At 28.8% G+C, this 15522-nt stretch carries 15 protein-coding genes and 1 pseudogene; 5 read left to right on the plus strand and 11 right to left on the minus strand.

The window, feature by feature from the left end; genetic code table 11:
- Positions 1-6 precede the first annotated feature (6 nt).
- From ABXT58_RS06110 to ABXT58_RS06120, 3 genes are all read right to left on the minus strand, one after another.
- Complete coding sequence (locus ABXT58_RS06110; protein ID WP_415303777.1) at positions 7-2604, minus strand: triple tyrosine motif-containing protein; 2598 nt, start codon at positions 2602-2604, stop codon at positions 7-9.
- Positions 2605-2711: 107 nt separating this feature from the next.
- Positions 2712-2984: a hypothetical protein gene (locus ABXT58_RS06115; RefSeq protein WP_415303778.1), complete on the minus strand. Its 273-nt coding sequence runs from the start codon at positions 2982-2984 to the stop codon at positions 2712-2714.
- Between the two features lie 117 nt (positions 2985-3101).
- Positions 3102-3401 carry a hypothetical protein gene (locus tag ABXT58_RS06120; RefSeq protein ID WP_415303779.1) on the minus strand — a complete coding sequence of 100 codons (300 nt, stop codon included), beginning with the start codon at positions 3399-3401 and terminating at the stop codon, positions 3102-3104.
- A gap of 225 nt (positions 3402-3626) precedes the next feature.
- Between ABXT58_RS06120 and ABXT58_RS06125 the strand changes: the two genes are divergently transcribed.
- On the plus strand, positions 3627-3890 hold the full coding sequence (locus ABXT58_RS06125; RefSeq protein WP_415303780.1) for a hypothetical protein: 264 nt from the start codon (positions 3627-3629) through the stop codon (positions 3888-3890).
- A 16-nt stretch (positions 3891-3906) separates the two neighbouring features.
- On the opposite strand, the gene ABXT58_RS06130 is transcribed toward ABXT58_RS06125, so the two are convergent.
- The 4 genes from ABXT58_RS06130 to ABXT58_RS06145 all read right to left on the minus strand — a co-directional run bounded on the left by ABXT58_RS06130 (position 3907) and on the right by ABXT58_RS06145 (position 7429).
- Complete coding sequence (locus tag ABXT58_RS06130; protein ID WP_415303781.1) at positions 3907-4437, minus strand: DUF2939 domain-containing protein; 531 nt, start codon at positions 4435-4437, stop codon at positions 3907-3909.
- Complete coding sequence (locus tag ABXT58_RS06135) at positions 4434-4730, minus strand: hypothetical protein (RefSeq protein ID WP_415303782.1); 297 nt, start codon at positions 4728-4730, stop codon at positions 4434-4436. Before ABXT58_RS06135 ends, ABXT58_RS06130 begins: the two co-directional genes overlap by 4 nt.
- Before the next feature lie 263 nt (positions 4731-4993).
- Entirely contained in the window at positions 4994-5221 is a 228-nt protein-coding gene (locus ABXT58_RS06140; protein WP_415304929.1) for a DUF1467 family protein, read from the minus strand.
- Between the two features lie 366 nt (positions 5222-5587).
- Positions 5588-7429, minus strand: coding sequence for a DEAD/DEAH box helicase (locus ABXT58_RS06145; protein WP_415303783.1), 1842 nt, complete (start codon positions 7427-7429; stop codon positions 5588-5590).
- Positions 7430-7625: 196 nt separating this feature from the next.
- On the opposite strand from ABXT58_RS06145, the pseudogene typA reads away from it, so the two are divergent.
- Positions 7626-9453: pseudogene (typA, locus tag ABXT58_RS06150) on the plus strand (translational GTPase TypA).
- Here the strand turns inward: typA and ABXT58_RS06155 are convergent.
- Positions 9450-10097, minus strand: coding sequence for a YczE/YyaS/YitT family protein (locus ABXT58_RS06155; RefSeq protein WP_415303784.1), 648 nt, complete (start codon positions 10095-10097; stop codon positions 9450-9452). The pseudogene typA and the gene ABXT58_RS06155 overlap by 4 nt on opposite strands.
- Before the next feature lie 172 nt (positions 10098-10269).
- On the opposite strand from ABXT58_RS06155, the gene ABXT58_RS06160 reads away from it, so the two are divergent.
- Positions 10270-10953, plus strand: coding sequence for a DUF6134 family protein (locus tag ABXT58_RS06160; protein ID WP_415303785.1), 684 nt, complete (start codon positions 10270-10272; stop codon positions 10951-10953).
- 5 nt (positions 10954-10958) lie between these two features.
- Here the strand turns inward: ABXT58_RS06160 and ABXT58_RS06165 are convergent, their stop codons facing one another.
- Genes ABXT58_RS06165 through tldD form a run of 3 tightly spaced genes read right to left on the minus strand, consistent with a single transcriptional unit; the run spans position 10959 to position 14664 of the window.
- Positions 10959-11930 (minus strand): NAD(P)/FAD-dependent oxidoreductase, encoded by a 972-nt coding sequence (locus ABXT58_RS06165; protein ID WP_415303786.1) that lies wholly within the window; start codon positions 11928-11930, stop codon positions 10959-10961.
- Positions 11927-13246: a TldD/PmbA family protein gene (locus tag ABXT58_RS06170; protein WP_415303787.1), complete on the minus strand. Its 1320-nt coding sequence runs from the start codon at positions 13244-13246 to the stop codon at positions 11927-11929. The genes ABXT58_RS06165 and ABXT58_RS06170 overlap by 4 nt, the downstream gene beginning before the upstream one ends.
- Before the next feature lie 5 nt (positions 13247-13251).
- Positions 13252-14664, minus strand: a complete 1413-nt coding sequence (tldD, locus tag ABXT58_RS06175) for a metalloprotease TldD (protein WP_415303788.1) — start codon at positions 14662-14664, stop codon at positions 13252-13254.
- A 108-nt stretch (positions 14665-14772) separates the two neighbouring features.
- On the opposite strand from tldD, the gene ABXT58_RS06180 reads away from it, so the two are divergent.
- Positions 14773-15135 carry a rhodanese-like domain-containing protein gene (locus ABXT58_RS06180; protein WP_415303789.1) on the plus strand — a complete coding sequence of 121 codons (363 nt, stop codon included), beginning with the start codon at positions 14773-14775 and terminating at the stop codon, positions 15133-15135.
- A 3-nt stretch (positions 15136-15138) separates the two neighbouring features.
- Entirely contained in the window at positions 15139-15486 is a 348-nt protein-coding gene (locus ABXT58_RS06185; protein ID WP_415303790.1) for a thiol-disulfide oxidoreductase DCC family protein, read from the plus strand.
- Positions 15487-15522 lie beyond the last annotated feature (36 nt).

The raw sequence follows: 15522 nt of genomic DNA on the forward strand, positions 1-15522 counted from the left end.
GGATTTTTATTTTTTAATTGATGTTAATTTTTGAAAAAAATTGCTGTTAGAAACATAATCTAACATTTTATTCATTAATCTTTCTAGTGGCAATAATAATACCCCTAATATAATTTTAGAAAAAATAGTAAATACTGGAACACCGTTGGAATAAAGCAAAATTAATGGATCAACTAAAAAATTGATATATTCAAATAATGCTAAAATCATCATGAATGATATTGAGGTTGCAATAATTGTTGCTTTACCAGATTTTTTTAAGAATAAAGTTACTGATAATAAGATTAGAAAAAATAAAATCTCAGATAAATAAAATATTTTACTTTGCCACCACGGTGGATTAATTTTGAAAGAGTACACTTCAGGATTTGTAATTATTCCTTCAGAACTAATTCCCTGAATATAGAATTTATAATTTCCTGGTTGTAAATTGGTATAAGTAATAATTTCATTTTTAGAGAATTTTGAATAATCATTTTCATAACCCTCTAATTTATATTTAAATTGATTATTCTTTTCATTTATATAATCTGTTAAAGATACTTTAAAAGAAAATTTATTTTCATTATAATTAAATAAATTTTTAATTATAAATTCTTCATCAAATAAATCTTTTTTAGGTCCAAGGTTGTAAATAGATTTGTCATTATTTTTAATAGATGAAAATATAGTTTTTCCTTGTTTTCTTTTATTAGATAAGTTACCAATAACAACAACACCTTCAGTGCTTCCAATTAAGTTTAGATCTTCAATGAAATAAAATTTTGCTGAGAGGTGATGTGAAAGTGAATTAAAAGGAAGTTTTTTAAAATTAAGGGACTCATTTAATTCATAAAATGTTTGAATACGCTTGTCATTTTTTAACTCGTCAAAATACATCCAATAAGTATTATTCCTAGTTTTTTTAATTTCCCATATAGTTTTTTCATCTATATTTGGTACAGAGTCAAAAAATTCACTTACATAAAAAGATTCACTTTTTTCATTAAATTGATAATACTTATCCTGTGTTTTAAAAATTAGTTTGTCATAAATTTTTAAAACTTTTATTTTCCCTTTTTTTAATAAATATGTATCATCATACTCTTTTACTTCTGATTCATTTAACTGCTCTATATCTTTTGATGATAATTTTATGCGGTAGACACCTTTTTTTGGAACTGCCAACCAAATTTCATTTTTATCAATTAATTCTTCAATATGTGAAACATTTTTAATATTATGTATAATTTTATATTTATTAGGTTGCTTTTTATTGACAATAAAAACACCATTATCTGACAATACATATAGATAATCTTCAAATATTTTGCTTTCTTTAATGCCATAATAAACCCAACCTGTTAATTTAATATCAATAAGTTGCTCATAATTATCATTAATATCAATTTTACCTAGACCAAGATTAGAACCAACTAAAAGATCAGTACCATTGTTATATAAACTCCAAACTTGTGTCCTAACTTCTGTCTCTGCAATTTCTATAAATTTTTGTCTTAATATAGAATCTTGATTAATTACAAGTTTATTTATACCTATAGGCGTTCCAACGTATAAGTAGTTATTAAAACTATCCATTGAGAGAGGGGTATTATTTAAATTATTAAATCCCTTTGGAAGATATTTAAAAAATGAATTAGTATTGATTTTAACTATTCCATCATCCAATCCTAACCAAATATTTTCGTCTTTGTCTTCAAATACAATTCTTACATTATCAATTCTTAAACCTGAGTCTCTGTCTAAAAATATTAATGGTTTAAAATCTATATCTAAAATATATAAACCTTCATAAGTTGCCAAACCAATTTTATTTTTCTTTAAATTATAAGTTCTATAAATTACACCTATACTATCTATTATTTCATTATCAATTTTTACAAACTCATTTTTTATTTCCTTATAAACTCCTGATTTTCTTGTAAACACAATTAAATTATTTTCTTTAGACATATGAAATCCAGAAATACTTTTATTATTAAAAATTTCAGAATTATCAATTATGACAGGTTTTTTATCTTCAATTAGTGCTATTCCCAAACTATTAATTGCAACGTATAGTTTGTCATTTAGATACCTTGACACACCAAATGTTTTTTTTTTAACTTTATTAACTATAGATATTTTTTTATTCTTATAAAAAAATAATTTATTTAGTGATCTAAAAAAAATTTCATTATTATTTAAAGAAAAAGTTTCATAAATTTTATCTTCATTATTATTTTCTTCATTTAATAATCCTTTAAGTGATGAATATTCTATGTTACCATTTCCATCATTTGAAATAAAACCAAATTCACCTAAACTACCAACTATTATGTTGTCATCGTCGTCTACATCAAGTGATCTTGCGGAATACTTATTATCAAGAAGTAAAAATTTCCATTCTTTACCATCATAAATAAGGAGACCATAACTATTTGCAAAATATAATTTGCCATCTTTTCCTTGTGTAATATCCCACGTTTGAGAATGACCACCAGTTATAGATGGGGGGTAATTTGTAATCTCTGGTAAAGGATATTTAATTATTTCTGAGGAGTTACTTATATTAACAATGAATGAATTAATGAAAAAAAAAACTATAAGAAATAACTTTTTCACGAACTAACTCTCCATTTAAACTTAACAATTACGAAAACACCCTATTGTTAAATACAGAGGACGTTTTTGTTTTATGGTTGTTAATTTTTAAAAAAAAATTGACAAATTTATGTTGTTGTAACTTCTGCTCCACATTTAGAGCATTGTTTTTTCATAAACAATATTGTCCATGGCCAAAGCATAAAGAAAAGAAAACCTCTATCTTTATACATAACTTTTTTTTTACAACTTCCACAATGATGATTGGTAACTAGTGTCGCACAAATTGGACATCTTTTTTTCATAAACATTATTGTCCATGGCCAAAACAAAAAATAGAGAAAGCCTCTACTTTTATACATGACACCTTTGTTACAACTTGAACAGTGATAGTTAGACATTTATTAACTCCATTTGATTAATGAAAACTCTAACACAAAACACCCCTTCTAAAACTACCGAAGAACAACACCTATTAATTTGAAAAATACCTTCAAACATATAAATGATATAGGTAATTATGCTCTTTCTTTTAGATAAAGCCAATTTCCCCCAAAAAATTTAATACCTCCACTATTACCACACTCTAGATAAACATTTTTATTTTTTACTAAAACTTTTAATTCATTGCTTGTTTCTAAAACAACTTTCAATTGAACATTTTGTATTCCACTATTAACTTTAATTTTTAACTCTTCTCCATTACGAATTTTGCCGACCTGTTTATGATTAATATAAACTTTATAACTTACCAGAACATCTAAAAGCTTATTGTGAACTCTTCGAAGAATAATAAATTGACTTGATGATTTTGTCATAAATTATCCTAACTGATTGATAGTCACTCCTCAATAATATTTTTTTAACCTTATAGTTGTATGAAATTTTCTTCTTGAAGCATTTGATGTTTTGTTGTTTGTTAAGGGATCTGATAAATGAGAGAAAAAAAGTATGCCTTAAAATTAAGAGTAGTCATTTTATATTTTTATCGATTTTATTTGAGGATAAAATTTTAGTAATAAATAATTAATAAGGAGAGTCCTATGGATGGATATGATGTATTAGGTATAATTTTTTTACTAACAATTTATTGGAGTTTTAGAGGTTTGATTGGACTTTTTCACAGACATAATCCAGTTATGATTATTCTATATATCATTTTTCTATTTCCTTTTGCTTATATTCATATGTTAATTTTAGGAATATTTGGTTCTTCCAAAAAAAATATAATATTAAAAAAAGCGAAAAAAGAAGCAGAATATGAGGAGCTTGTTAAGGCAGAAAGAAAAAAAATTAAGACTAAATAATAGAGATTTAGCAAGATTATTTTAAATCGTCGAATAAACTTTCTGGGAATTCAATTTGAGTTATTTTCCACTTTAAACCTTGTCTATTAAAGAAAATTGGAAATTCCTCCCCTTCATTTTCGTAATTGATATAAAAAGAACTTAATCCATTAAAATTCATAATAGTAAAACTACCAAAGAGCGTAATTAATGTTGGTTCAGGTATCTCATCTTTCTTTTCACTTTTTTCTAGTAATAAACTTAAACCTTCGGGATTTAAATAAGCATCAATTGTATATTCTATAAATTTACCCGCAAATCCTGTAACTAATATTCCAAGTTCACCTAGATTTTTAAAACTTTTATCTTTTTGGGTTTTTTTCAGTAATATAATATTTAAATAATCTTTAAAATTATCTCTTAATTCATTCCATTCGACATATTCTTTAATTAATTTTTTATCATTGTAATAAATACCTTTATGAATTTGATGAAATGAATTCATTGCACTAAAGATATAAATTAACACCAGTAGTACTGGTAGAATTATAAATAATATTTTTTTCATTTTATTATCTCTTTTTTATATTTTTCATCCACTCTAACTACTAACTCTTTTTTTATAGCATCATAAATACTAGGTAATAACTTACTTACTTTATCAATAACGTTAATTGCTTGCATATAAGTTGCATGTTTTAGATCGGAACTAACAATAGAAGATATACATTTAGAATTACAATCTCCTGATAAGACAGTTTGAGCAATATGACCTGCTACTGCTTCATAGTATGCATCAGATCTAGAATTAGGTGTGGAACATGCTGACAGGATAATGAAAATTAAAATTAGTTTTTTCACAACTAAACCTAACCCACCTCTAAATCGAAGTCACCTCTTTCAACTAACTTTAATCTACTATGAAAGATGTGCCAGATTTGAATCTCCTTAGAGTTTACTTTGTTAAATGACATAAAATTAGATGTATGAAGATGTAGCAAGTTCAATAATGTTAGATAAAACAATACTTAATGAACTAGTGAATGAGAATGTAAAACCATTCCAAACAGTCTAGTTACCTAGAAAAATTAGAACCGTCAGAAAGAAATTTCTGGGGGTTTTTTTTAACTGATTATATCTGTTAAATCTAAATATTCATATTTCATCAATAAGCAAATTATTGTGAAAATAATAGTCGTAATACCAATGGAATAAAAAGTCTTTTTAAGAAGTTTAGGATTTTCAGGTGCTCCAATCTCATTTGCTGGGATTAAAAATTTTCTTTTTCGATTAACATCTATTGGTAATATACAAAAAAATACCACTAACTGAATAATTAGATACATTGTCACTAGTCCAATTGTACTCAATTTACCCCCTCTATATCATTGTGATCAAATGCTATATAATTTTAACTTAAGTTAAAAGATAATAAATTGTTAATTTACAATTATATTCTAAGCAGATTTATATTTGTAAAAGACTACTTATAGATCATTTTTTGACAGTACTATCTGAATACAACCTTAGGTGTGTGTCCTATGAAAATTTAGAACTCTAGAAATGAAAGTTTTGTATTTGTTTATTAAGCCGTTATAAGATTGGGATATGTCAAAAAGATACAGTGGAAAATCATTTAAAGATTCGAGTACTGCTAAAAAACCTAAATTAAGCCTGAAAGAGAAAAGAAAAAATAAAAAAGAGAAATCTAAAAAGTCTTAGACTTTAGCTCTTTTTTGACTGTGTTTTTTGAAGGTAAAATTCTTAGGTCTATCACTTCTACTTTTAAACTTCTTCTTTCCATCAAAACTAGAGCTTTTTTTATCTGCACCAGCTGACGAACTTTCAGATGTTTTTTTCCCAAAATACTTTGGGTTATTTGTGAAACCAGTTGGCTTCAATTCAACTTTTTTTGTAAAACTAGATTTTCCTTTGTAACCAAAGCTTTTTTTCTCTCCATCTCTTGATGAAGAACTTGATCTGCCATAGCTAGATGGTTTCGATTTATCACCAAAACTAGATTTTCCTTTGTAACCAAAGCTTTTTTTCTCTCCATCTCTCGATGAAGAACTTGATCTGCCATAGCTAGATGGTTTCGATTTATCACCAAAACTAGATTTTCCTTTGTAACCAAAGCTTTTTTTCTCTCCATCTCTCGATGAAGAACTTGATCTGCCATAGCTAGATGGTTTCGATTTATCACCAAAACTAGATTTTCCTTTGTAACCAAAGCTTTTTTTCTCTCCATCTCTCGATGAAGAACTTGATCTGCCATAGCTAGATGGTTTCGATTTATCACCAAAACTAGATTTTCCTTTGTAACCAAAGCTTTTTTTCTCTCCATCTCTTGATGAAGAACTTGATCTGCCATAGCTAGATTTTTTTTCATCTCTGAATTTTCTTTTTTTGTTATATGGAACTTTTCCTTTTTTGCCTCCCCTTGAATCTCCTCTTGCTCCCCGTGGTGCAGGCTTAAAGTTTGGATCAATTAATTTACTAATTTCGTTCCACATTGATCTATCATCAGGAGTTAAAAAAGTTAAAGCAGAGCCCTCTGTTCCTGCTCTAGCAGTTCTTCCAATTCTGTGAACATAATCTTCTGGAACTTGTGGTAAGTCATAATTGATTACATGTTGAATTAGAGGAATATCTAATCCTCTTGCAGCAACATCCGTTGCAATTAGTATTCTCTTAAGACCTTTTCTAAATGAAGTGATTACACGATCTCTTTTACTTTGACGAAGGTCTCCATGAATAGCATCAGCTGAATGACCTTCTTCTTTAAGGCGCTTAACCATTTTATCAGCACCTCTTTTAGTTTTAACAAAAACTAATATTGATCCTTTTCTTGCTATAAATTGATCTACCAATTCATCATATTTATTTTCTTTAAAAACTTGAAGAGTTTCCTGTTTAATTTTAGCAATAGGAACTGATGTTGATCCTGTTGAAATCCTTTGAGGTTTATTTAAATATCTTTCTGAAATTCTGACAATATTTTGAGGTAATGTTGCTGAAAATAATAAAGTTTGATGATCTTTTGGAACAAACTTTAAAATTAACTCTATTTGTGGAGTAAACCCCATATCCAACATTCTATCAGTTTCATCTAGCACCAAATATTTGGTAGCTGATAAATTTAAGCTTTTTCTTTTTAAGTGATCATTAATTCTTCCTGGTGTTCCAACAATTATTCTAGATCTGTTACCCAGTTGTCTAAGTTGTTTTTGCATTGCCTCTCCACCAATAAGCAAGGCAGTTTTAATATTAATTTTATCACTAATAATACTTTTAATTGCAGCCATTACTTGAGTTGCAAGTTCTCTAGTTGGACACATAACTAACGCAAATGCATTTTTATCTAATATTAATTTATTAATTAGTGGAACGCTAAAAGCTAATGTTTTGCCAGTTCCTGTTTGGGCTGTTCCCAGAATGTCTTTTCCCTCTAAGGCAACTGGTATTGCCATAGCTTGAATTGGTGTTGGTTTCGTAAACTTCATTTTTTCCAATGAATTTTTTAACGAATCTTCTATTTTTAGTAATTTAAAGTTTTCCATTTGGGTATTTAGATTTTTTAAAACTTAAGGAGATATGCTCTTAATCCTTTAATACGTCTAATTTATACAGCGATATCTATACGTTTTTTTAATAATCGCAAGAAGTGAATTTTTTATTAAAAATAGCTTTAACAATGAAATAATGGTTCTTTTTAAGTTTTCAAATGACTGAATTCATGTATAAGAGCCTCAAATTATGAACAACAATATTCGAAACATCACAATTATTGCCCACGTCGACCACGGTAAAACTACTATGATTGATACTCTTATGAAACAAAGTGGTTCATTTAGAGAAAATGAAGTTGTTGATGAAAGATTAATGGATTCTGGTGAATTAGAAAAAGAAAGAGGAATTACTATTCTAGCTAAACCTGCTTCAATCAACTGGAAAGATTCAAGGATTAATATTATTGATACACCAGGTCACAGAGATTTTGCTGCGAGAAGTTGAGCGTGTATTAAGTATGGCAGATGGAGCATTATTGCTTATCGATTCTGCTGAAGGTGTAATGCCTCAAACAAAATTTGTTTTAGCAAAAGCTCTTAAACAAGGTTTAAAGCCGATCGTTATAATTAATAAATTAGATAAAGCAGATCAAAGAGCCAATGAGGTTTTAGATGAAACATTTGATTTATTTGTAAGTTTGGATGCAAACGAAGAGCAATTAGACTTCCCAGTTTTATACGCTAGTGGAAGATCTGGATGGGCTAGTAAAGAAGTTGATGGACCAAGGGAAAATCTTCATCCACTATTAGATTTAATTTTAGAGCATGTTAATCCTGATGATCTTGATAAAACAAAACCATTCGCAATGCTATCAACTCTACTATATGCGGATAGCTTTTTAGGAAGAAGTTTGGTTGGAAAAATATCTCAAGGTACAGCAAAAGCTAATCAACCTATTAAAGCAATAAACCTTAATGGTAAAATAGTTGATGAAGGTAGATTAACTAAAATTTTTAGATATGAGGGAACAAAAAAAGTGCCAATCGAAGTTGGTGAAGCTGGAGACATTGTTGTAATTGCAGGTTTAGAAAAAGCTAACGTAGCTGATACAATTTGTGACCCTGAAGTAAACGAACCACTTCCTGCAACACCAATAGATCCTCCTACTATGTCTATAACTATAAGTGTTAACAGTTCCCCTCTAGCTGGAACAGAGGGTAAAAAGTTAACAAGTACTCAAATTAGAGACCGGTTAGTTACTGAAGCACAAAACAATGTTGGGATTTCTTTTTCTCAGAATGCTAACGTAGATGCTTTTGTAATTAGTGGACGTGGTGAATTAATGCTTGAAATATTACTTACACAAATGAGACGTGAAGGTTTTGAGATGACAGTGAGCCCTCCAAAAGTTTTGTATCAAAAAGATGAAAATGGAAACAGAATGGAACCCATTGAAGAAATTACTGTTGATCTAGATGAAGAATTTTCATCAAAAATTATTGATTCAATGAATAGAAGAAAAGGTAAATTACTTGATCTTAAAGATACTGGAAAAGATAAAAAAAGATTAATCTTTCACGCACCAACTCGAGGTTTAATGGGATACACAAGTAGGTTTTTAACTTTAACAAAAGGTACCGGTGTAATTAACAGAATATTTCATGGTTATGGAAAATTTGAAGGTGAAATGGATGGAAGAAAAAATGGTGCATTAATTTCAATGGCCAATGGGAAGGCTGTTGCTTTTGCAATATTTAACTTACAGGCTAGAGGTGAAATGTTTGTAACCCATAATGACCCCGTTTATGAAGGAATGATCGTTGGCTTAGCACCAAAACCTGGTGATATGATCATTAACGTAATGAAGGGTAAGCAGTTAACAAACATGAGAACTCAAGGTACTGATGAAAACGTAGTTCTTACACCAGTTAGGCAAATGTCAATAGCCGAACAATTAAGTATGCTAAATACCGATGAGGCTTTAGAAATTACCCCTAAATCTCTTAGATTGAGAAAAGCTATACTTAACCCTACTGATAGAAAAAAGAACGAGAAATCTGGAACGCCACTTTAATTAAAGGTTTTTCCAACAATAAATAATCCTAAGGCAACAGCCGGTCCTATTCCAAAAGCGAATAATAACGTTCCAACTCCTACAGTTCCTCCTAGATACCATCCTATAGACATTACTGTAATTTCAAGGAAAGCTCTAACCATAGCAATCGGTAAATTTGTTTTTTTTTGTAAGCCAACCATTAATCCATCTCTTGGCCCAGCTCCTAAATTAGCCACTAAATAAATACCTCCACCAAAACCTACTGTGAGTACTGCTATGATGGCTAAAAATATTTGTGAAATATAATTTTCAGGCGTTGGCACAAACTTAATACAGACATCAATCATTAAACCAATAATTATTGCATTTAAAATTGTTCCAATTCCAGGTTTTTGTTTTAATGGTAACCAAAAAAGTAAAACACCGATGCTTACAAATATAGTTGCTATTCCAGTAGAAAAATCAATATTCAATGCAATACCTTGAGCAAGAACAGACCAAGGCGATGCTCCAGCAAAGGAGACTATTAACAATCCCTCGCCCAAACCAAATAAAGCTAGGCCAAGTGATAAAAAAAAGAACGTAGAAATTTTTGGCTTAAGGTTAAGTGGTTTTTTAGAACTCCAAGATACTTTAGGGATATTTTTAATTGATAAAAACATATGTTAATAAAACATTATGTATTTCATGCATAACTGTTTTACAAGACTATCATTATTAACTCTTTCGTAAACCTGATAAATATTATTTAATAAAATTCAAAAATTAACTTTCTCTCTTTATAATAAACAAAAGACTTCCCCCTAAAGGGGAAGTCTATTAACTTACAGACTAATGAAAAAAATATTATTTGTTGTATTGGCTCTAGGACTAACTATTTCAAATTTAGCTGCTCATACATCTCACTATCAAAATTTTAAAAAAATCGAAATGGAGATATTAAAAGATGGCAAAGTTATTGGCTACAACTTCTATTTTTTCAATAAAGAAGATGATGTCATGACGATCAAAAATCAAATTAAGTTTAAGGTAGATTTATTTGGAGTTAAGGTATTTGATTTTGAAGGCTATGGCATAGAAAAGCACAAAGATAATAAACTCATATCGTATGAATCTAAAACAAAGCAAAATGATAAAGAAAAATTTGTAAATTTAATTTATGAACCTAAAAAAGATAAATTTAATATTAAGGGATCTTCATACACTGGCCTTGCTGAAACTAATAACGTGATTGGTAGCTGGTGGAACCATCAAATATTACAAGCCGACTCTCAAATTAGCCCTATATCAGGTAGTATAAAAGAGCAGGTCGTTACATTCTTGGCTAAAGAAAAAGTTGAACTTTATGGAAAAATAATCGAAGTTGATCATTTTAAATTAACATCAAAAGATAAAAATATTCCTAAAGACAAGAGGTTAGATTTTGATATTTGGTATGATAGTAAAAATGCAATAATTGTTAAAGTTTCTTATTCAAGAATGGGTAATTGGGAATATAGATTAAAAAACTATGAATAAAAAATTTATTTTTTAATTTTTAAAGATAAATCTTTTGCACTTAACCAACCAGACTCAAGTCTAGAACCTACAAACCAATCAGCACAAACCCCAAGTCTTGTAGTATTATCCCAGTAACTTTTAATACTAAGTGGTTTAGGATTAGATGAATATTTCCATCCATGATTTTGAATATGAAAAATCTTATTTTTTTTTAGATTAGTAAGTTCAAAAAATTTGTTAATTAATATTTTTGCATTATCTAACTTATTAACCTTGTTTTTATTTATTACTTTGTTGGCCCATTTGTAAGTGCTTTGTAATGTCCATAAGTCATAATCACTTTTAAATCTTTTTTTACTATTTTCATATGCAGCCCATCCTAGAGTTTGATCAGAAAAGAAATAGCTACTGATATTTGGTCTTGTTTTTTTTGTAACAAGCATGACAGTGATATTAGCATCCATCTTAACTTTTTGTTTAATGAACGAGTGCTTAATATATTTCTTAGACAATTTTTTTAATTGTGGAAATGGACAAGTTAATATCAAAGATTTATAAAACTTTTTAGTGCCATCATAAAAATCTAACTCCCAAACTTTATCTTTATTAGAAATTTTTATAAGCTCACTATTAAAAGTGCAGCTAATATTCTTTAGCAAATATTTGCTAATAGAATTATTTCCTTTATTTCCAATTATTTTAAGGTGCTTTTTATTCTCCACCTTATTTGTATTTAAAAATATGTGTTTCCCTTGCCACTTTTTAACTATTTTTTTTGTAATGAGATTGTTTATAAATCTTTTAAATGAGACACTTTTAGGAGAAATGTATTGAACACCATGATCAAAACTTTCCTCCTTATTAAACTTTTTATTAGACGATCTTCCTCCTGCACCTCTTGCTTTATCATAAACATCTAATGAATATTTTTTGCTAAGAATATTGGCAATTGTAGCCCCCGAAATACCTGAGCCAATAATACAGAAGTCCTTCATTTACCCGCAACAACCATGCCTTCTATTAACATTGTTGGGGCATTTGTTGAATATTTAAACTCAAGATCATCTGCCAAAGTTATATTTTTAAACATATCATTAAAATTTCCAGCAATCGTAATTTCACTAACTGGATATTTAAACACACCATTTTCTACCATAAACCCTGTTGCTCCTACCGAATAGTCTCCAGTAACCAAGTTGCTTCCATGACCAATTGTTTCAGTAATATAAAGAGTTCTTTGATTTAATTTTAAAAGATTTTTGTATGAGATAGATCCTTTTTCAAAATATAAATTACTTGTTCCACCACTTCTACCATTTGATTTTAAATTTAATTTTTTTCCATAATAAGTATCAATCAGATAATGTTTTAGAACACCCCGATCTACTAATTTTAATTGTTTAGTTTTAACTCCCTCATCATCAAAATATCTTGAACCTAACCCTTTAACAATATCAGGCTTATCTAAAATATTTATTGATGTTGAAAATATCTCTTCATTTATTTTATCTTTTAAAAATGAAGTTCCTCTTGCTACAGAAGAAGCTGATATTGCACTCGCTAAGACACTTAATATTCCTTTTGAAATTCTTCTATCAAAAATAATACTTATTTTTTCACTTTCTATTTTTTTAGGATTTAATTTTTGAATTGTTTTTTTAGCTGCCAATGATCCAATTTGATGTGGTTTAAGCATATCATGAAGGTGGCAAGTGCTTGTAAATTCATAATCTCTTTCCATCTTATTATTTGCATTCTTTGCAACGGAAACACAAGATGCAGAAAAGGACGAAGACTTATATCCATTTAAAAAACCATCACTGCTCGCTAATATAAAATTCGATTTAGATTCAGAAAAACCAGTTTCTGTATTAATAATTTCTTTTTTTTCAAATGCAGCTTCTTCAACTTCTTTTAAATATTCAATTTTTTCATCATTTTCTATATGATCATCATCATATAAATTTAAATCACTAATTTTTGTGGCTAGCAAATCTTTATCTGGCAGAGAATTAAATTCATCTTCAGGTGTAATTTTTGTTGTTTCAATACATCTTTCTATTAAAGTTTGAATATTTTCCTCTGTTAAGTTTGATGATGAAATACTAGATTTCTTTTTACCTATATAAGTTGTTAAACCAACCCCTAAACTGTCCGATCTATCAGACTCATCTAATTTCTTATTTCTAAAATTAACTGTTTCAGAAATTGAGTGCATTACTGCTGCAGTGGCATCTGTTGCACCTAGTTTTTTTGCTAAGTCTATACAAAAAGATGCTGTTTTTTTTAAATAATCTTGATCTTTAACCATATGATTTATAATTGAGTTCCACCTACGGTCATTTTATCAATCAAAATTGAAGGTTGAGCAACTCCAACTGGTACACCCTGTCCTGCTTTTCCGCATGTTCCAATACCTGGATCAAGCATCATGTTATTTCCAACTAATGAAACTTCCTTTAAAATTGATGGACCGTCACCTATTAATGTTGCCCCTTTAATAGGAGCGCCTATTTTTCCATTTATAATTTCATAGGCCTCAGTACAGTTAAATACAAACTTTCCTGAGGTAATATCAACCTGTCCCCCTCCAAAGCTTACTGCAAATATACCTTTATCAACTGATTTGATCATTTCTTCTTGGGAATATTTTCCATTCAACATCATTGTGTTTCTCATCCGAGGAAGAACAACATGTTTATAACTTTCTCTTCTACCGCTTCCTGTAGATCTTGTATTCATTAATCTTGCATTCAAACGATCTTGCATAAAATTTTTTAATATACCATTTTCAATTAAAACAGTTTTTTCTGTGGGGGTACCCTCATCATCAATTGTTAAACTTCCCCTTCTATTATGAAGTGTCCCATCATCAACAATTGTTACACCTTCACTTGCAACTCTTTGACCCATTAAATTATGAAAAGCTGATGTTTTTTTTCTATTAAAGTCTCCTTCTAAACCATGTCCTATAGCTTCATGAATAAGTATTGCCGGCCATCCTGGTCCCAAAACCACTTTCATTTCTCCAGCTGGCGCAGGTTTGCTATCTAAATTTACTGAGGCAATTCTGAATGCTTCGTCACAAACTTTTTTCCAATTATCATCTTTGAGATATTCATCATATGATTGTCTTCCACCAATGCCATAAACTCCAGTTTCTTTTTTTCCATCTTTTTCAAGCATCACTGAAACATTAAAACGAATTAAAGGTCTAACATCGGTTAGTACCTCACCACCTGATCGAATAATTTCTACAGATTTATGTTCACCAGAAAAACTAGCTGTGACCTGCTGAACAATACCTCCTTTTGCTCTAGTATAACTATTAATTTCTTTCAAAATTTCTAACTTAGATTTAAGTGATTTTTCTTCAATAGGGTTAGTATCTTTATAAAGCTTCTCATTTGTTTTTGGGATTTCATGATTATAAACCCCCTTCTGCGATTTCAATGTTGAGCTTAAATTGTCAGCTGATTGTTTTAATGAGTTTTTTGAAATTTCATTTGAATGAGAGTACGCAACAACTTCACCTGTTACCGCTCTTAAACCGTAGCCTAAGTCAGAACTATAACTGGAGCTTTTAATTTTATTATCATCAAGTACAATTGACTCACTTTTAGAATTCTCCAAATAAAGTTCACCATCATCACATTTGCTTAAAGTTTCAGAAATAATATTTTCCGCATCTTTTCTTGATAAGTCAGTTTTTGTAAAAAAATCATTCATAGCAGTCAAATAGTGGTTATAATTATTTTTTCAATTGGTGTATTTCGCACATATACAAACTAGCTAATTCTAGGTAATTTTACTAATTAATAAAAAAAGGATTATATAATGAAAAAATTTGACGAATTAATGAAAATTTCTAATGAAATAACAAATATTTCTATAGAAGAGGCTAAAGAAAAACTAAATGATCCAAATGTACAATTTGTAGATGTTAGAGATAAAAGTAGTTTTGAGACAGAAACGATAGGCAATGCTGTTAATTTGGAAAGAGGTTTGTTAGAATTTTATTTAGCAGACGGCAGTCCTTTAGAAAATGAAATGTTTAAAAACAACCCAGATAAAGAATACGTGGTATTTTGCGGCCTTGGTGGTCAAAGTACTCTTGCAACAAAAACAATGCAAGAAATGGGGTTAAAAAATGTAAAAAATATGACTGGCGGAATGAATGCGTGGAAAGAAAAAAAATAATCAATGAAAGTTTATTTTAACAGCTCATGCAATATTTGTCGCGCTGAAATAAATTTATATAAAAAAGAGAATATTAAAGACATAGATTGGATTGATATTACCAATAATAAATCTGCAGAAGTAGAAACCCAAAAAAATGACAAAACTCTTTTACGAAGACTTCATATTAAAGATGGTGAAAAAATAATAGATGGTGCAGAAGCTTTCTTATTAGTTTGGAAAAAAATTCCAAAATATAAGTTTCTCTATACTTTTTTTAAAACACCAATAATTTTTACTTTATTTTCATTCTTTTATGAAATTATTGCTTTCTTTCTTTATTTAAAAAATAAAAAACAACTTTCTAAATAAATTTTTTACTTATTGAGAATAAATATTAATTAAATT

Source organism: Candidatus Pelagibacter sp. Uisw_090 (genome assembly GCF_047717845.1).
Lineage (GTDB): Bacteria > Pseudomonadota > Alphaproteobacteria > Pelagibacterales > Pelagibacteraceae > Pelagibacter.

Coding starts and splice junctions, on each gene's coding strand:
- ABXT58_RS06115 (WP_415303778.1), bottom strand. CDS start 2,984: ATGTCTAACTATCACTGTTCAAGTTGTAACAAAGGTGTCATGTATAAA.
- ABXT58_RS06120 (WP_415303779.1), bottom strand. CDS start 3,401: ATGACAAAATCATCAAGTCAATTTATTATTCTTCGAAGAGTTCACAAT.
- ABXT58_RS06125 (WP_415303780.1), top strand. CDS start 3,627: ATGGATGGATATGATGTATTAGGTATAATTTTTTTACTAACAATTTAT.
- ABXT58_RS06130 (WP_415303781.1), bottom strand. CDS start 4,437: ATGAAAAAAATATTATTTATAATTCTACCAGTACTACTGGTGTTAATT.
- ABXT58_RS06145 (WP_415303783.1), bottom strand. CDS start 7,429: ATGGAAAACTTTAAATTACTAAAAATAGAAGATTCGTTAAAAAATTCA.
- ABXT58_RS06155 (WP_415303784.1), bottom strand. CDS start 10,097: ATGTTTTTATCAATTAAAAATATCCCTAAAGTATCTTGGAGTTCTAAA.
- ABXT58_RS06160 (WP_415303785.1), top strand. CDS start 10,270: ATGAAAAAAATATTATTTGTTGTATTGGCTCTAGGACTAACTATTTCA.
- ABXT58_RS06165 (WP_415303786.1), bottom strand. CDS start 11,930: ATGAAGGACTTCTGTATTATTGGCTCAGGTATTTCGGGGGCTACAATT.
- ABXT58_RS06170 (WP_415303787.1), bottom strand. CDS start 13,246: ATGGTTAAAGATCAAGATTATTTAAAAAAAACAGCATCTTTTTGTATA.
- tldD (WP_415303788.1), bottom strand. CDS start 14,664: ATGAATGATTTTTTTACAAAAACTGACTTATCAAGAAAAGATGCGGAA.
- ABXT58_RS06180 (WP_415303789.1), top strand. CDS start 14,773: ATGAAAAAATTTGACGAATTAATGAAAATTTCTAATGAAATAACAAAT.
- ABXT58_RS06185 (WP_415303790.1), top strand. CDS start 15,139: ATGAAAGTTTATTTTAACAGCTCATGCAATATTTGTCGCGCTGAAATA.